Source organism: Streptomyces sp. NPDC002788, from assembly GCF_053592115.1.
The window spans coordinates 185,418-200,679 of record NZ_JBSFVB010000008.1 but is presented as its reverse complement, the minus strand read 5'-3'; the positions used below and the strand labels follow the sequence as shown (position 1 = coordinate 200,679).

General features: G+C 72.2%; 10 protein-coding genes. 4 read left to right on the top strand and 6 right to left on the bottom strand.

All coding sequences use genetic code 11. The features are described from left to right. Positions 1-57 precede the first annotated feature (57 nt). Positions 58-990, top strand: coding sequence for a prolipoprotein diacylglyceryl transferase (gene lgt / locus ACWD1U_RS17190; protein ID WP_451108273.1), 933 nt, complete (start codon positions 58-60; stop codon positions 988-990). 64 nt (positions 991-1,054) lie between these two features. Here lgt and ACWD1U_RS17185 read toward each other — a convergent pair whose 3' ends face one another. From ACWD1U_RS17185 to ACWD1U_RS17160, 6 genes are all read right to left on the bottom strand, one after another. Continuing rightward, a complete protein-coding gene (locus ACWD1U_RS17185; RefSeq protein ID WP_451108271.1) occupies positions 1,055-1,870 on the bottom strand; it encodes an HpcH/HpaI aldolase/citrate lyase family protein in 816 nt (271 codons plus the stop codon). Next, complete coding sequence (locus ACWD1U_RS17180; protein ID WP_451108269.1) at positions 1,867-3,066, bottom strand: CaiB/BaiF CoA transferase family protein; 1,200 nt, start codon at positions 3,064-3,066, stop codon at positions 1,867-1,869. The genes ACWD1U_RS17185 and ACWD1U_RS17180 overlap by 4 nt, the downstream gene beginning before the upstream one ends. After that, complete coding sequence (locus ACWD1U_RS17175) at positions 3,063-4,424, bottom strand: ADP-ribosylglycohydrolase family protein (RefSeq protein WP_451108267.1); 1,362 nt, start codon at positions 4,422-4,424, stop codon at positions 3,063-3,065. Before ACWD1U_RS17175 ends, ACWD1U_RS17180 begins: the two co-directional genes overlap by 4 nt. Continuing rightward, positions 4,412-5,581 (bottom strand): ADP-ribosylglycohydrolase family protein, encoded by a 1,170-nt coding sequence (locus tag ACWD1U_RS17170; protein ID WP_451108266.1) that lies wholly within the window; start codon positions 5,579-5,581, stop codon positions 4,412-4,414. Before ACWD1U_RS17170 ends, ACWD1U_RS17175 begins: the two co-directional genes overlap by 13 nt. 7 nt (positions 5,582-5,588) lie before the next feature. Beyond that, on the bottom strand, positions 5,589-6,707 hold the full coding sequence (locus tag ACWD1U_RS17165; protein WP_451108500.1) for an ADP-ribosylglycohydrolase family protein: 1,119 nt from the start codon (positions 6,705-6,707) through the stop codon (positions 5,589-5,591). Between the two features lie 83 nt (positions 6,708-6,790). After that, a complete protein-coding gene (locus ACWD1U_RS17160) occupies positions 6,791-7,870 on the bottom strand; it encodes an ADP-ribosylglycohydrolase family protein (RefSeq protein WP_451108264.1) in 1,080 nt (359 codons plus the stop codon). Between the two features lie 213 nt (positions 7,871-8,083). Here ACWD1U_RS17160 and ACWD1U_RS17155 point away from each other — a divergent pair, with 213 nt between their 5' ends. The 3 genes from ACWD1U_RS17155 to ACWD1U_RS17145 all read left to right on the top strand — a co-directional run bounded on the left by ACWD1U_RS17155 (position 8,084) and on the right by ACWD1U_RS17145 (position 15,248). After that, the gene (locus tag ACWD1U_RS17155) at positions 8,084-8,815 is read left to right on the top strand and encodes a VIT1/CCC1 transporter family protein (RefSeq protein WP_451108263.1); all 732 of its coding nucleotides are present in this window, start codon (positions 8,084-8,086) and stop codon (positions 8,813-8,815) included. A gap of 378 nt (positions 8,816-9,193) precedes the next feature. Continuing rightward, on the top strand, positions 9,194-13,792 hold the full coding sequence (gene gltB, locus ACWD1U_RS17150) for a glutamate synthase large subunit (RefSeq protein WP_451108498.1): 4,599 nt from the start codon (positions 9,194-9,196) through the stop codon (positions 13,790-13,792). After that, positions 13,785-15,248 (top strand): glutamate synthase subunit beta, encoded by a 1,464-nt coding sequence (locus ACWD1U_RS17145; protein WP_451108262.1) that lies wholly within the window; start codon positions 13,785-13,787, stop codon positions 15,246-15,248. Before gltB ends, ACWD1U_RS17145 begins: the two co-directional genes overlap by 8 nt. Positions 15,249-15,262: the final 14 nt, after the last annotated feature.

Below are 15,262 nucleotides of genomic sequence, written 5' to 3'. Positions count from 1 at the left end.
CCCGTAGCCGGGCTGCCTGCCGCGGGCCCGGCTCCGCACGGTAGCGTCGACCTTGCCATGGAACTTGCCTTCATTCCCAGCCCGTCGCGCGGGGTGCTGTATATCGGCCCCATTCCGCTGCGCGGCTACGCGTTCTGCATCATCATCGGCGTCTTCGTTGCCGTCTGGCTCGGCAACAGGCGCTGGATCGCCCGGGGCGGGCGGGCCGGCACGGTGGCCGACATCGCGGTCTGGGCCGTGCCCTTCGGCCTGGTCGGCGGCCGGCTCTACCACGTGATCACGGACTACGAGCTGTACTTCAGCGAGGGCCGTGACTGGGTGAACGCCTTCAAGATCTGGGAGGGCGGCCTCGGCATCTGGGGCGCGATCGCGCTGGGCGCGCTGGGCGCCTGGATCGGCTGCCGCCGCCGGGGCATCCCGATGCCGGCCTACGCCGACGCCGTCGCGCCGGGCATCGCCTTCGCGCAGGCGATCGGTCGCTGGGGCAACTGGTTCAACCAGGAGCTGTACGGCAAGCCCACCGACGTGCCCTGGGCTCTGGAGATCACCTCCTCGGCGGACGGTCGGGTGCCGGGCACGTACCACCCGACGTTCCTCTACGAGTCGCTGTGGTGCGTCGGCGTGGCGTTGCTGGTCATCTGGGCTGACCGCCGCTTCCGGCTCGGACACGGCCGGGTGTTCGCGCTGTACGTCGCCGCGTACTGCTCGGGCCGGGCGTGGATCGAGTACATGCGCGTCGACGACGCCCACCACATCCTGGGCGTCCGGCTGAACGTGTGGACCGCGATCCTGGTCTTCCTGCTCGCCGTGACGTACCTGGTGCTGTCGTCGAAGAAGCGGCCCGGCCGGGAGGAAGTCGTGGAGCCGGGAGCCTCCGGCGAGGTGGCCGACGCCGACGGCAAGGCCGACAGCGAACGCGGCGACGCCGAGGACAAGGACGGCGACGCCGAGGACGCCAAGAACGAGGCCGGGCCGGCGAAGAAGACCTGACGATCGCCCGTACGACACCGAGGGCGCCCGGAACCGTCCGGGCGCCCTCGGCGCGTGCGAGGGGTCAGCGGCGGCGGGCCAGGGACAGGGTGCGCTGGGCCGCCTTCACCACCGCCGCGTCGATGAACCGGCCGTCCGGGAGGGCCTGGGCGCCCGGCTCGCTCGCCGCCGCCTTGAGGACCGTCTCCGCCTGCTCGATCTCCTCCTCGCCGGGCAGGTAGGCCCGTTCGATCACCGGGAGCTGGCGGGGGTGGATCGCCGCACGGCCGAGGAAGCCCAGGGCGCGGCCGTGGGCGCAGGAGGCGGCCAGGCCCTCCAGGTCGCGGGTGTCCGGGTGGACCGACTGGGCCGGAGGCGGCAGCCCCGCGGCCCGGGCGGCCACGATCACCCGCGAGCGGGACCAGTCGAGGCCCGCGTCGTCGCGTACCCCCAGGTCGGCCCGCAGGTCGGCCTCGCCGAGGGCGATGCCGCGCAGGTTCGGGTGGGCGTCGGCGATGGCATACGCCTGTTCCACGGCGAGGGCCGTCTCCAGGAGGGCGTACAGGTCGGACCGAGCCGCTCGGCGTGCGACGTGGACGACCTCGCCGGGTGAGGTGATCTTGGGGAGGCGGAGGCCGGAGAGGCCGGGGGCCGGGGCCACGGCCGCGATGTCCTGCGCGCCCCACGGGCCGTCCAGGGCGTTGACGCGGACGTGCACCGGGACCGGGGGCGGGTCGGCGAGCAGGTCGGCGGTGGCGGCGCGGGCGTAGGCCTTGCGGTCGGGAGGGACCGCGTCCTCCAGGTCGACGACGACCACGTCGGCGGCGCAGGTGAGGGCCTTCGCCACCACGTGGGGCCGGTCACCGGGTGCGTAGAGCCAGGTGAGGGGGTACACCGTCACAGGGCGCCCTCCGTGCGCAGCGCCGTGAGGTCGGCCCGGGACAGTCCCAGCTCGGAGAGGACCTCGTCGGTGTCGGCGCCGTGGGGGCGGCCGGCCCAGCGGATCGCGCCGGGCGTGGCGGAGAGACGGAAGAGGACGTTCTGCATGCGCAGAGGGCCCAGTTCCGGGTCGTCGACGGTGGTGATGGTGTTCAGGGCCTGGTACTGCGGGTCCGCCATCACGTCCTCGATGTCCTGGACCGGGGCCACCGCCGCCTCCGCCTTCTCGAACGCGGCCAGTACGTCGGCGCGGGTGCGTTCGGCGATCCAGCTGCCGACCGCCTCGTCCAGGACGTCCGCGTGGCGGGCTCGGTCGGCGCCGGTGGCGAACCACGGCTCGTCGATCAGTTCCGGGCGGCCCACCAGGTGCATCACGCGTTCCGCGACGGACTGGGCCGATGTGGAGACGGCGACCCAGGTGCCGTCCGCGGTGCGGTAGACGCCGCGCGGGGCGTTGTTGGGGGAGCGGTTGCCGGTGCGGGGCTGGATGTGGCCGAGCTGGTCGTACCAGAGGGGCTGGGGGCCGAGGGCGGCCAGGATCGGCTCGATCAGGGCCAGGTCGACGACCTGGCCCTCGCCGTTTTTGTCCCTGGCCGCGAGCGCCGTCATCACCGCGTACGCCGTGGTCAGGCCCGCGATGGCGTCGGCCAGACCGAACGGCGGCAGGGTCGGGGGCGCGTCCGGTTCGCCGGTGATCGCGGCGAAGCCGCTCATCGCCTCGGCGAGAGTGCCGAAGCCGGGCCGGTGCGCGTAGGGGCCGAACTGGCCGAAGCCGGTGACGCGGGCCAGGACCAGCCGGGGATTGGCGGCCGACAGCTCCGGCCAGCCGAGGTCCCACTTCTCCAGGGTGCCGGGGCGGAAGTTCTCGATGATCACGTCTGCGGTGGTGGCGAGGCGCAGGAGGGTCGTGCGTCCGCCGGGCTTGGACAGGTCGAGGGTGATGGTGCGCTTGTTGCGGCCGAGCGTCTTCCACCACAGGCCCACGCCGTCCTTCGACGGGCCGTGGCCCCGGGAGGGGTCCGGCTTCCTCGGATGTTCGACCTTGATGACCTCCGCGCCGAAGTCGCCGAGCAGGGTGGCGGCCATCGGGCCGGCGAAGAGGGTGGCGAGGTCGAGGACACGGAGGCCGGTGAGCGGCGCGGTCGTGGGAGCGGTCATGAGCGGTGGGTCTCCCGGTGCGTGAGGAGGGCGAGGGTGTCGAAGCCGATGCCGTTGAAGTCGCCGACGGACGTGGACAGCCGGTTCTTCAGGGGTGCCGTCCAGCGGTCGGGGAGCGCCGCGGGGTGCCCGGCAAGCAGACCCGCGACGCTGCCGGCCGTGGCGCCGTTGGAGTCGGTGTCCCAGCCGCCGCTCACCGCGCGGCAGACGGAGCCGGAGAAGTCGCCGTCGGCATGGGTGAGGGCGGCGGCGATCAGGGCGGTGTTGGGGACGGCGTGCACCCAGTGGTGGGTGGCGGCGTGGGTGGCGTGGAGTTCGTCGACCACCGTGTCGAAGTCGTCGTGCTCCCGGGCCAGTCGGACGGCGTGGTGGACGGCTCGGGCCAGGCGGGAGCGTGGGGGGACGACGGTGAGGCCGGTGCGCAGGCACGTGTGGACGTCGTGGTCGCCGGTCGCGGCCGTCGCGATGGTGGCCGCCGTGAACATCGCCGCGTAGACGCCGTTGGCGGTGTGGGTGAGGGTGGCGTCCCGGTGGGCCTGTTCGGCGGCGGCGGCCGGGTCGCCGGGGTTGGTCCAGCCGTGGACGTCTGCGCGGATCAGGGCGCCGATCCATTCGCGGAACGGGTTGCGGTGGCGGGCGGTGTGCGGGGGCTCCAGGCCGGTGAGGAGGTTGCGGTAGGCGATGCGTTCGGCGGTGAAGGTGCGGCCGGCGGGGAGTTCGTCGAGCCAGGTGCGGGCCACGTCCGTGGTGGTGAAGGACGTGCCGTGGCGTCGGAGGAGGACGAGGTTGAGGAGGGGGTAGTTGAGATCGTCGTCCTCCGGCATCCCGTCGATGTTCTCGGCGAGGGAGGTGTTCGCCGAGCGGCGGTTCCAGGGGTGCTCCCTGAGGAGGGCCTCTGGGACGCCTCGGGCGGTGAACCAGGTGGTGAGGGGCCAGTTGCCGGTGGACCGGGCGAGTCGGCGGACGGCTGTGAGGGGCAGCTTCTCGACCGGTTTGCCCAGGAGGCAGCCAGCGGCTCGGCCCAGCCAGGCGGCTTCCAGGAGGTGCGGGGTTGTGGCTGGGGTGCCCACGGGTGCTGGCCAATCGGGGCAGGCGGACCTGATCCTTTCCAGGTCCGTCGGTTCGTCGTCCGCCAACGCGCTCGGGAGATCGGCCAGTTCGTCCAGGAGGTCTTCTGCCAGCAGGCGCAGACGGCGGGACACCGGGGTGGGGGACGCGCCCGCGGTGGCGGGGGCCTCGGGGCCGCCTGCCGCTCGCCATCGGGCTGCGATCGCTCTCGGCTCGCGGCCGTCCTGGGCCGCCTGGCGCAGCTCGTGGCCGAGCAAATCCTCCGGCTGGACCCAGGTCAGTCGGAGCATTCCCGGCCTCCGAGGGACGCGAAGGCCTGTTCGTGGGCGCGGCGGCGGGCCACGTCCCGGGTGAAGATCTCGCGCGTCACGGCGGTGAGGGTGGTCGCCGGCTCCCAGAGGTCCAGGCGGCTCGCTTCGGCGACGGTCTTGGCCCAGTCCTTTGGAACCGGGGAGCCCAGGGCGCCTGCCAGCGCGCCCGCCATCGTGGCGATGGAGTCGCAGTCGCGGCCGTAGTTCACCGCGCCGAGGACCGCGTGACGGTAGTCGCCCCGCGCCACGAGCAACATGCCCAGTGCGACGGGGAGTTCCTCGATCGAGTGGAGGCGGGAGGGGCGGCGGGCGCCCAGGGAGGGGGCGCGGTAGTCGGGGCCCACCGTGTCGTAGGGGGTCACCGCCTCGCGCAACGGGCCGAGGGCCGACTCGAAGTCCGTGTGGCGGGAGGCCTCCTCGCAGACCCGCTCGATCGCGGCCCGGGTGCCGTCCTTCGCGAGGGAGAGGCACGTCGAGACGACCGAGTCAGGGGTCGCCCCGGGCGTGCACGCAGCCGCCACCGCAGCGGCCAGGACGCCCGCGGCCTCACGGCCGTACGACGACTGGTGCGCGCCGGCGATGTCGAGGGCCTCGGCGTACGCGGCTCGCGGGCCGGCGGCGTTGACCAGGCCGACCGGGGCCGTGTACATCGCCGCGCCGCAGTTGACGATGTTGCCCGTGCCGGCCTCGCGCGGGTCGACGTGACCATAGTGGATTCTCGTGACCAGCCATTTCTCCGCGAGGAAGATCCGCTGGAGGGGGAGTGCCTCGGTCTCCAGTTCCGGGATCCAGCGCGGCTCGGTCATCAGGTCGGGGACCAGGTGGTCGGCGATCGCGTAGGCGTCGAGGTGGTCGCGGACGCGGGCGTAGACGCGGATCAGGGCGTGGGTCATCAACGTGTCGTCGGTGACGTGGCCGTCGCCCTTGTGGTACGGGGCGAGGGGGCGGGCGGTGCGCCAGTCGTCGCCGTGCCAGGGGCCGACGATGCCGTGGACTCGGCCGCCGTGGCGTTCGAGGATCTGCTCGGGCGTGTAACCCTCGACGGGGCCGCCGAGAGCGTCACCGACGGCCGCGCCGACCAGGGCGCCGGTGATCCGCTCGTCCAGTGAGGCGTTTTGGTGTGGTTCGGGCTGCATGGCCGCATCATCCACCTGGGCTGGCCGGTTGGGCGGCTTCCAGGAGTCCGGCGAGTTCCACGAGGTCGGTGCCGGTGAGGCGGGGGAGGACGCAGCCGGAGAGGGTGCGGCAGGTCTCCCGCCAGGAGGCCGGGATCGAGGCGCCGCCGCCGACGGCGCCGGTGAGGGCGCCCGCCAGGGCTGGGGCGGAGTCCGCGACGCGCGACAGGCAGGCCGCGGCGGGGACCGCCTCCGCGATGCGGCCGCGGGCGGCGGTGGCCAGGGCGAGGGCGACCGGGACCGTCTCGGCGGCGGCGACGCCGTAGCTGTAGACGTGGTCGACGATCTGGTGTTCCAGGGGCGGAACCAGGGCGAAGGCGCTGTCCGCGGCGGTGGCGAGCGTCAGGGCGTGCCGGGCGTTGCGGCCGATCTCCGTCTCCTCGGGGAGTTCGGCGAGGGCCGCCGTGACGCAGGCGTCGACCTCCGCGCCGGCCAGGGCGAGGGCGAGCGCCGCCGCCATCGCGCGGGCGCCGTGGACGCCGTCGCCGTCCTGGGTGTAGCGGGCGTCGAACTCGGCGAGGCCGGCGGCGCGTGGGGGGTCGCCGGGGTGGGCCGCGGCCAGGACGCAGGCACGTACGCAGGCGGCGTCGTCGAAGTAGTGCGGGTTGTCGTGGCCGGTCGCGGGCGGGCGCAGGCCGGTGGCGAGGTTGCCGAGGCCGGCGCGGACGGAGATGCGGGCGCGCAGGGGGAGGACGGCGGATTCGATCTCCGGGGCGCGGTCCGCTGCCGCGGCCACCTCGCTGGCGACGGCGGTCCAGGTGAGGTCGATGGCGGCTCGGATGCGGCGGTCCCGGCTGAGGTCGTCAAGGACGGTGTGGTCGCCCGCGCGCAGGAGTGCCTCGGCGGCGAAGGCCGCCCATTCCGCGTCGTCGGAGGGGCCCAGGCGGAGGGGCTCGGGGGGCTGGTTCAGGGCGATGGGGACGGGGAGGGTGGTCGTCGCGTTGTGCTCGGCGAAGGTGTCGAGTTCGCGGGTGAGGCGGCGGGTCCACTCGGGCATGCGGGCGGCTCGGTGGCGGGCGGCGGGCCAGCCCGCGGCGTCGCCGGCGGCGAGTCCGAGCAGGAGGCCTTCGGCTCTCTTGTCCCCCACCCGCGCAGCGCCCGCGGCCGTCCCCTGAGGGGCCCTGGTCTCATCGGCGCCTGCGCCCTCGGCGGCTGCCGGTGCCTGTGCCGTCACGAGGAGGACTCCATTCCGTCGCCCGCCGCCAGAACGAAGTCCGTCGGGGCCGGGGGGCCGGCGGTGGCGGGTGGGGCGTCATCCGCCGGTGTGAGCAGGTCCGCCACGTCCAGTACGTGGTAGCCCGCCATCGCCGGCAGGCATGACCCCCGGGCCGGGGCGATGGCCGTCGCCCAGGCCGCCGGGATCGCCGACACTCCCCGGGTCGCACCCGCCAGGGCTCCTGCCACCGCAGCCGTCGTGTCCGCGTCCCGGCCCATGTTCACCGCTGTCAAGACCGACTGCTCGAAGTCGCCGTCGGCCGCCGCGTAGGCGCCGAAGGCGAGCGCGACCGCCTCGGGGGCCAGATCGGTCCAGGGGTAGCCGCCGATGACGACCGCGGAGCGGACCGCGCGTTCGCCGCGGTGCGCCACCGCGGCCGCGCGGCGCAGGCATCGGGCCGTCCACGAGTCGTCGGGGACGACCGCGAGGGCCGCGGCCACGACCGCGGTCGCCGGCGCGCCCGCCATCGCCGCCGCGACGCCCGCCGCCACCGCCTGGCCGCCGTGGATGCCCTCCCCGTCGTGGCTCACCGAGCCGTCGATCGCGACCAGCCGGGCCGCCTCCGCCGGGCGGCCCGCCGCGAACACCCCGAAGGGAGCCGCGCGCATGGCCAGGCCGTCGCTCCAGGCGTGCCGGTGCTGGGCGGAGATGGGGGCGGCCAGGCCCCGGCGCAGGTTCTCCAGGGTGCCGCGTTCGCTGAAGCCGGCACCCCGGAACGGGCCTTCGTCGCGGTCGGCGATCAGCTCGTGCCAGGCCGCTTCCACGTGGGCCGGGGTGAGGGCGGAGCCGTGCCGGGCCAGGAGGAGACCGGAGAAGATCGCGTACTCGGTGTCGTCCGTGCCCGCCGGGTTCTCGGCCACGAACCCGGTGATGCGGCCCCAGCGCGCCCGGATCTCGGAGGGCTTCATGTTCTCCGCCGGGGCTCCGAGGGCGTCACCGACGGCCAGGCCCAGCAGGGCGCCCCGGGCCCGTGCGCGGAGTTCGGCGGCGTCCCCGGGCGACGGGACGGAGGGGATGCAGGCGATGGATGCCATACGGCATGTGTCCCACCGGGGCGGCTGGGCCGAGCCTCGGGAGCGCCAGCATCACCCGGTCGACATCTGGGCGGCTTCACGATCAAGTGAGCGCACAAGGGGAAAACCGCAGGTTAGCGCAGCCTTTCCTTGCTGGCGGGCACGGATTTCAGGGCGTAGTTTCTGTGTTGTAAAAATCTGGAACCTGTCCAAACAAAGGGGAGTGGATCTTCCATGGCCATCATCGAGACCGAGGCGGCGCTCCATGAGGCGCACCGGGACAACCACACGCACCGGGACGTCAACGGTGGCTGGCTGCGTCCCGCGGTGTTCGGTGCCATGGACGGCCTCGTCTCCAACCTGGCCCTGATGACCGGTGTCGCGGGCGGGGCGGTCAGTCAGCACACCGTCGTCCTCAGTGGACTCGCGGGCCTGACCGCCGGTGCCTTCTCCATGGCGGCCGGCGAGTACACCTCCGTCGCCTCCCAGCGCGAGCTCGTCGAGGCCGAGCTGGACGTGGAGCGGCGCGAGCTGAGGAAGCACCCGAAGGACGAGGAGGCCGAGCTCGCCGCGCTGTACCAGGCGAGAGGTGTCGAGCCGGAGCTGGCCCGGGAAGTGGCGCGGCAGCTGTCCGAGGATCCCGAGCAGGCGCTGGAGATCCATGCCCGGGAGGAGCTGGGAATCGACCCCGGCGACCTGCCCTCGCCGACCGTGGCCGCGGTGTCGAGCTTCGGCTCCTTCGCGCTGGGCGCCCTGGTTCCCGTGCTGCCTTATCTTCTGGGGGCGGGCAGCCTGTGGCCGGCCGTGCTGCTGGCCCTGCTGGGGCTCTTCCTGTGCGGTGCGGTGGTGGCCAAGGTGACCGCCCGGAGCTGGTGGTACAGCGGGCTGCGGCAGTTGCTCCTGGGCGGCGCGGCGGCCGGTGTGACGTACGCCCTGGGCACCGCGTTCGGGACGGCCGTAGGATAGCGCGGCTCGGACCTATGCAAAGGACCGCATAGGTAGCCGTTACTCGCTGGTTTCGAATGTGCAACCACTGGGCATGAGCCGTAAGCGCTGCGGGCAACGACGCCCGCCGCGCACCCCGGCGGGGTGGGTGAAGGCGCCCGTCCCGCCCGCCGGGCCGACGGACACCGATCCGACCGATCGCTTCGTGCGGCCCCCACAGCTTCCACTGCTGGCGCGGTACCCCCGCCGCGCACCCGCAGTGTCCGCATGGTGGAACGGATTATCCCGCTTCCCGAGAACCGCTCCATCATGTAACCTGCACGAAATTTTGCGATCACGCGAGGGCCAGCGTCGTCCCTCGGCACTTGCACATGCCACATGACGACGACGGGAGAGCCGATGCGTACGCCGCGCCAGCCGTCCCAGCACTCCACGAACGGCCGGAACTGGTCGTTCATGGATGCTCGCCCTGCTGCGCAGGGTATGTACGACCCCCGCAACGAGCACGACGCCTGCGGCGTCGGCTTCGTCGCCACCCTCACCGGCGAGGCGTCCCACACCCTGGTGGAACAGGCTCTGACCGTCCTGCGCAACCTCGAACACCGCGGTGCCACCGGCTCCGAGCCCGACTCCGGCGACGGCGCCGGCATCCTGTCGCAGGTCCCGGACGCCTTCTTCCGTGACGTGGCCGGATTCGAACTGCCCGCGGCCGGTGCCTATGCCGTCGGTACCGCCTTCCTGCCGGAGGACTCCACCGCCGAGGCCGTCTCGCAGATCGAGACGATCGCATCCGACGAGGGCCTGGCCGTCCTCGGCTGGCGCGAGGTGCCGGTCGCGCCGCAGCTGCTCGGTGCCACCGCCCGGTCGACCATGCCGGTCTTCCGTCAGATCTTCGTCAGCGACGGCGTGTCGGAGGGCATCGACCTCGACCGCAAGGCCTTCGTGCTGCGCAAGCGCGCCGAGCGCGAGGCCGGGGTCTACTTCCCGTCGCTGTCCGCGCGGACCATCGTCTACAAGGGCATGCTGACCACCGGCCAGCTGGAGCCGTTCTTCCCGGACCTGTCCGACCGTCGCTTCGCCTCCGCGATCGCGCTCGTGCACTCCCGGTTCTCCACGAACACCTTCCCGTCCTGGCCACTGGCCCACCCGTACCGCTTCGTCGCGCACAACGGTGAGATCAACACCGTCAAGGGCAACCGCAACTGGATGGTGGCCCGCGAGTCGCAGCTCGTCTCGGACCTGTTCGGCTCCGACGACAAGGCCATCGACCGGATCTTCCCCGTCTGCACGCCGGACGCCTCCGACTCCGCCTCCTTCGACGAGGTCCTGGAGCTCCTGCACCTGGGCGGCCGTTCCCTGCCGCACTCCGTGCTGATGATGATCCCGGAGGCGTGGGAGAACCACGACTCCATGGACCCGGCCCGGCGCGCCTTCTACCAGTTCCACTCCACGATGATGGAGCCCTGGGACGGCCCGGCCTGCGTCACCTTCACCGACGGCACCCAGGTCGGCGCGGTCCTCGACCGCAACGGCCTGCGCCCCGGCCGCTACTGGGTCACCGACGACGGCCTCGTCGTCCTCGGCTCCGAGGTCGGCGTCCTCGACATCGACCCGGCCAGGGTCGTGCGCAAGGGACGCCTGCAGCCCGGCCGCATGTTCCTCGTGGACACCGCCGAGCACCGCATCATCGAGGACGACGAGATCAAGGCCCAGCTCGCGGCGGAGAAGCCCTACGCCGAGTGGGTGGAGGCCGGCGAGATCGAGCTGTCCGACCTGCCCGAGCGCGAGCACATCGTGCACACCCATGCCTCGGTCACCCGCCGCCAGCAGACCTTCGGGTACACCGAGGAGGAGCTGCGTGTGATCCTCGCGCCGATGGCCAAGGCCGGTGCCGAGCCGATCGGCTCGATGGGCACCGACTCGCCGATCGCCGCCCTGTCGGACCGTCCGCGGCTGCTCTTCGACTACTTCACCCAGCTGTTCGCGCAGGTCACCAACCCGCCGCTGGACGCGATCCGCGAGGAACTGGTCACCTCCCTGCGCTCCTCGCTGGGTCCGCAGGGCAACCTGCTCGAGCCGAGCGCGGCCTCCTGCCGCAGTGTCCTGCTGCCCTTCCCGGTCATCGACAACGACGAGCTGGCCAAGCTCATCCATATCAACGCCGACGGCGACATGCCCGGCTTCAAGGCCGCGACCCTGTCCGGCCTGTACCGGGTGCACGGCGGCGGTGACGCGCTGGCCGCGCGCATCGAGGAGATCTGCGCCGAGGCCGACGCCGCCATCGACAACGGCGCCCGCCTGATCGTCCTGTCGGACCGCCACTCGGACGCCGAGCACGCGCCGATCCCGTCGCTGCTGCTCACCGCGGCCGTCCACCACCACCTCATCCGCACCAAGCAGCGCACCCAGGTGGGCCTGCTGGTCGAGGCCGGTGACGTCCGCGAGGTCCACCACGTCGCCCTGCTCATCGGCTACGGCGCCGCCGCCGTCAACCCGTACCTGGCGATGGAGTCCGTCGAGGACCTGGTCCGCGCCGGGACCTTCCTGCCCGGCATCGAGCCCGAGCAGGCCATCCGCAACCTCATCTACGCCCTCGGCAAGGGCGTGCTGAAGGTCATGTCCAAGATGGGCATCTCGACCGTCGCCTCCTACCGCGGCGCCCAGGTCTTCGAGGCCGTCGGCCTGGACGAGGCCTTCGTCGCGAAGTACTTCAACGGCACGGCCACCAAGATCGGCGGCGTCGGCATCGACGTCATCGCCAAGGAGGTCGCCGCCCGGCACGCCAAGGCCTACCCGGCGTCCGGCATCGCCCCGGCGCACCGCGCGCTGGACATAGGCGGCGAGTACCAGTGGCGCCGCGAGGGCGAGCCGCACCTGTTCGACCCGGAGACGGTCTTCCGCCTCCAGCACTCCACGCGCTCCGGCCGCTACGACATCTTCAAGAAGTACACCGAGCGCGTGAACGAGCAGTCCGAGCGGCTGATGACGCTGCGCGGCCTGTTCGGCTTCAAGTCCGACCGGAAGCCCGTTCCGGTCGACGAGGTCGAGCCGGTCTCCGAGATCGTCAAGCGGTTCTCGACGGGCGCCATGTCGTACGGCTCCATCTCCCAGGAGGCGCACGAGACCCTCGCCATCGCCATGAACCAGCTGGGCGGCAAGTCCAACACCGGTGAGGGCGGCGAGGACCCGGAGCGCCTGTACGACCCGGCCCGCCGGTCGTCCATCAAGCAGGTCGCCTCCGGCCGCTTCGGCGTGACCTCCGAGTACCTGGTCAACTCCGACGACATCCAGATCAAGATGGCCCAGGGCGCCAAGCCCGGCGAGGGCGGCCAGCTGCCCGGCCACAAGGTCTACCCGTGGGTCGCCAAGACGCGTCACTCGACGCCGGGCGTCGGCCTCATCTCGCCGCCCCCGCACCACGACATCTACTCCATCGAGGACCTGGCCCAGCTGATCCACGACCTGAAGAACGCGAACCCGCAGGCGCGGATTCACGTGAAGCTGGTCTCCGAGGTCGGCGTCGGCACGGTCGCCGCGGGTGTCTCCAAGGCGCACGCGGACGTCGTCCTCATCTCCGGCCACGACGGCGGCACGGGCGCCTCCCCGCTCACCTCGCTCAAGCACGCCGGTGGCCCCTGGGAGCTCGGCCTCGCCGAGACCCAGCAGACGCTGCTGCTCAACGGCCTGCGCGACCGCATCGTCGTGCAGACCGACGGCCAGCTGAAGACCGGCCGCGACGTGGTCATCGCCGCGCTGCTCGGCGCCGAGGAGTTCGGTTTCGCGACCGCGCCGCTCGTCGTCTCCGGCTGCGTCATGATGCGCGTCTGCCACCTGGACACCTGCCCGGTCGGCATCGCCACGCAGAACCCGGTGCTGCGCGAGCGGTACAACGGCAAGGCCGAGTACGTCGTGAACTTCTTCAAGTACATCGCCGAAGAGGTCCGCGAGATCCTCGCCGAGCTGGGCTTCCGCTCCATCGAGGAGGCCGTCGGACACGCCGAGGCCCTCGACGTCACCCGCGCCGTGGACCACTGGAAGGCACAGGGCCTGGACCTGGCGCCGCTGTTCCACGTGCCCGAGCTGCCCGAGGGCGCGGTCCGCCACCAGGCGATCGCCCAGGACCACGGCCTGGAGAAGGCGCTCGACAACGAGCTCATCAAGCTCGCCGCCGACGCGCTCGCCGCGGTCGGCGCCAACGACGCCCAGCCGGTGCGCGCCCAGGTGGCGATCCGCAACATCAACCGCACGGTCGGCACCATGCTCGGCCACGAGGTGACGAAGAAGTTCGGTGGCGCGGGCCTGCCCGACGACACCATCGACATCACCTTCACCGGCTCTGCCGGCCAGTCCTTCGGCGCCTTCGTCCCGCGCGGCATCACGCTGCGCCTGGAGGGCGACGCCAACGACTACGTCGGCAAGGGCCTGTCCGGCGGCCGGATCATCGTCCGCCCCGATCGCGCGGCCGACCACCTCGCCGAGTACAGCGTCATCGCCGGCAACACCATCGGCTACGGCGCCACCGGCGGCGAGATGTTCCTGCGCGGCAAGACCGGTGAGCGGTTCTGCGTCCGCAACTCCGGCGCGACGGTCGTCTCCGAGGGCGTGGGCGACCACGGCTGCGAGTACATGACCGGTGGCCACGCGGTGGTGCTCGGCGAGACGGGCCGCAACTTCGCGGCCGGCATGTCCGGCGGTGTCGCGTACGTCATCGACCTCGACCGGGACAACGTCAACGCCGGCAACCTGGACGCCGTCGAGACGCTGGACGAGACCGACAAGCAGTGGCTGCACGACGTGGTCCGCCGCCACCAGGAGGAGACCGGCTCCACCGTCGCCGAGAAGCTCCTGGCCGAGTGGGACACCGCCGTCGAGCGCTTCAGCAAGATCATCCCCAGCACCTACAAGGCAGTGCTCGCCGCCAAGGACGCCGCCGAGCGAGCCGGTCTCTCCGAGAACGAGACCCACGAGAAGATGATGGAGGCGGCGATCAATGGCTGACCCGAAGGGCTTTTTGAACCACGGGCGCGAGGTCGCCAGGTCCCGCCCCGTCGAGGAGCGCGTCAAGGACTGGAACGAGGTCTACGTCCCCGGCTCCCTGCTGCCGATCATCAGCAAGCAGGCCAGCCGCTGCATGGACTGCGGCATCCCGTTCTGCCACAACGGCTGCCCGCTCGGGAACCTCATCCCCGAGTGGAACGACTACGCCTACCGCGAGGACTGGGGCGCCGCCTCGGAGCGTCTGCACGCGACGAACAACTTCCCGGAGTTCACGGGCCGCCTGTGCCCCGCTCCCTGTGAGTCGGCGTGTGTGCTCGGCATCAACCAGCCGCCGGTCACCATCAAGAACGTCGAGGTCTCGATCATCGACAAGGCGTGGGAGACCGGAGACGTCGCCCCGCAGATCCCGGAGCGCCTGTCCGGCAAGACGGTCGCGGTCGTCGGCTCGGGCCCGGCCGGTCTGGCCGCCGCCCAGCAGCTGACCCGCGCCGGCCACACCGTCGCCGTCTACGAGCGCGCGGACCGCATCGGAGGCCTGCTCCGCTACGGCATCCCCGAGTTCAAGATGGAGAAGCGGCACATCAACCGCCGTATCGAGCAGATGCGCGCGGAGGGCACCCGCTTCCGCACGGGCATCGAGATCGGCCGCGACCTGAAGGCCACGGACCTGAAGAAGCGCTACGACGCGGTCGTCCTGGCCGTCGGCGCGACCACGGCCCGCGACCTGCCGGTGCCGGGCCGCGAGCTCAAGGGCATCTACCAGGCCATGGAGTACCTGCCGCTGGCCAACAAGGTCCAGGAGGGCGACTACGTCACCACTCCGATCTCGGCCGAGGGCAAGCACGTCGTGGTCATCGGCGGTGGCGACACCGGCGCGGACTGCGTCGGCACCGCCCACCGCCAGGGCGCGGCCTCCGTCACGCAGCTGGAGATCATGCCCCGCCCGAACGACGAGCGGCACCCCGTCAACCAGCCCTGGCCGACCTTCCCGATGCTCTACAAGGTCACCTCGGCCCACGAGGAGGGCGGCGAGCGCGTCTATGCCGTCTCGACGACCCACTTCGAGGGCGACGAGGACGGCAACGTGCAGTGGCTGCACCTCACCGAGGTGGAGTTCATCGACGGCAAGCTGACCCCGAAGCCCGGCACGGAGCGCAAGATCCCCGCCCAGCTGGTGACACTGGCGATGGGCTTCACCGGCACCGACCGCGAGAACGGCCTGGTCGAGCAGTTCGGCCTGGAACTCGACGAGCGCGGCAACATCGCCCGCGACGCCGACTTCCAGACCAACGTGCCGGGCGTGTTCGTCGCCGGTGACGCCGGGCGCGGCCAGTCGCTCATCGTCTGGGCGATCGCCGAGGGCCGTTCGGCGGCGCGCGGGGTGGACCGTGCCCTCACGGGCGTGAGCGAGCTGCCGGCGCCGATCCGCCCGACGGACCGCGCGCTGGCGGTCTGACCGCACCTCACAAG

What these genes read in the sequence shown, in the direction of transcription:
- lgt (WP_451108273.1), top strand. Translation starts at nt 58, where the DNA reads ATGGAACTTGCCTTCATTCCCAGCCCGTCGCGCGGGGTGCTGTATATC.
- ACWD1U_RS17180 (WP_451108269.1), bottom strand. Translation starts at nt 3,066, where the DNA reads ATGACCGCTCCCACGACCGCGCCGCTCACCGGCCTCCGTGTCCTCGAC.
- ACWD1U_RS17175 (WP_451108267.1), bottom strand. Translation starts at nt 4,424, where the DNA reads ATGCTCCGACTGACCTGGGTCCAGCCGGAGGATTTGCTCGGCCACGAG.
- ACWD1U_RS17170 (WP_451108266.1), bottom strand. Translation starts at nt 5,581, where the DNA reads ATGCAGCCCGAACCACACCAAAACGCCTCACTGGACGAGCGGATCACC.
- ACWD1U_RS17160 (WP_451108264.1), bottom strand. Translation starts at nt 7,870, where the DNA reads ATGGCATCCATCGCCTGCATCCCCTCCGTCCCGTCGCCCGGGGACGCC.
- ACWD1U_RS17155 (WP_451108263.1), top strand. Translation starts at nt 8,084, where the DNA reads ATGGCCATCATCGAGACCGAGGCGGCGCTCCATGAGGCGCACCGGGAC.
- gltB (WP_451108498.1), top strand. Translation starts at nt 9,194, where the DNA reads ATGCGTACGCCGCGCCAGCCGTCCCAGCACTCCACGAACGGCCGGAAC.
- ACWD1U_RS17145 (WP_451108262.1), top strand. Translation starts at nt 13,785, where the DNA reads ATGGCTGACCCGAAGGGCTTTTTGAACCACGGGCGCGAGGTCGCCAGG.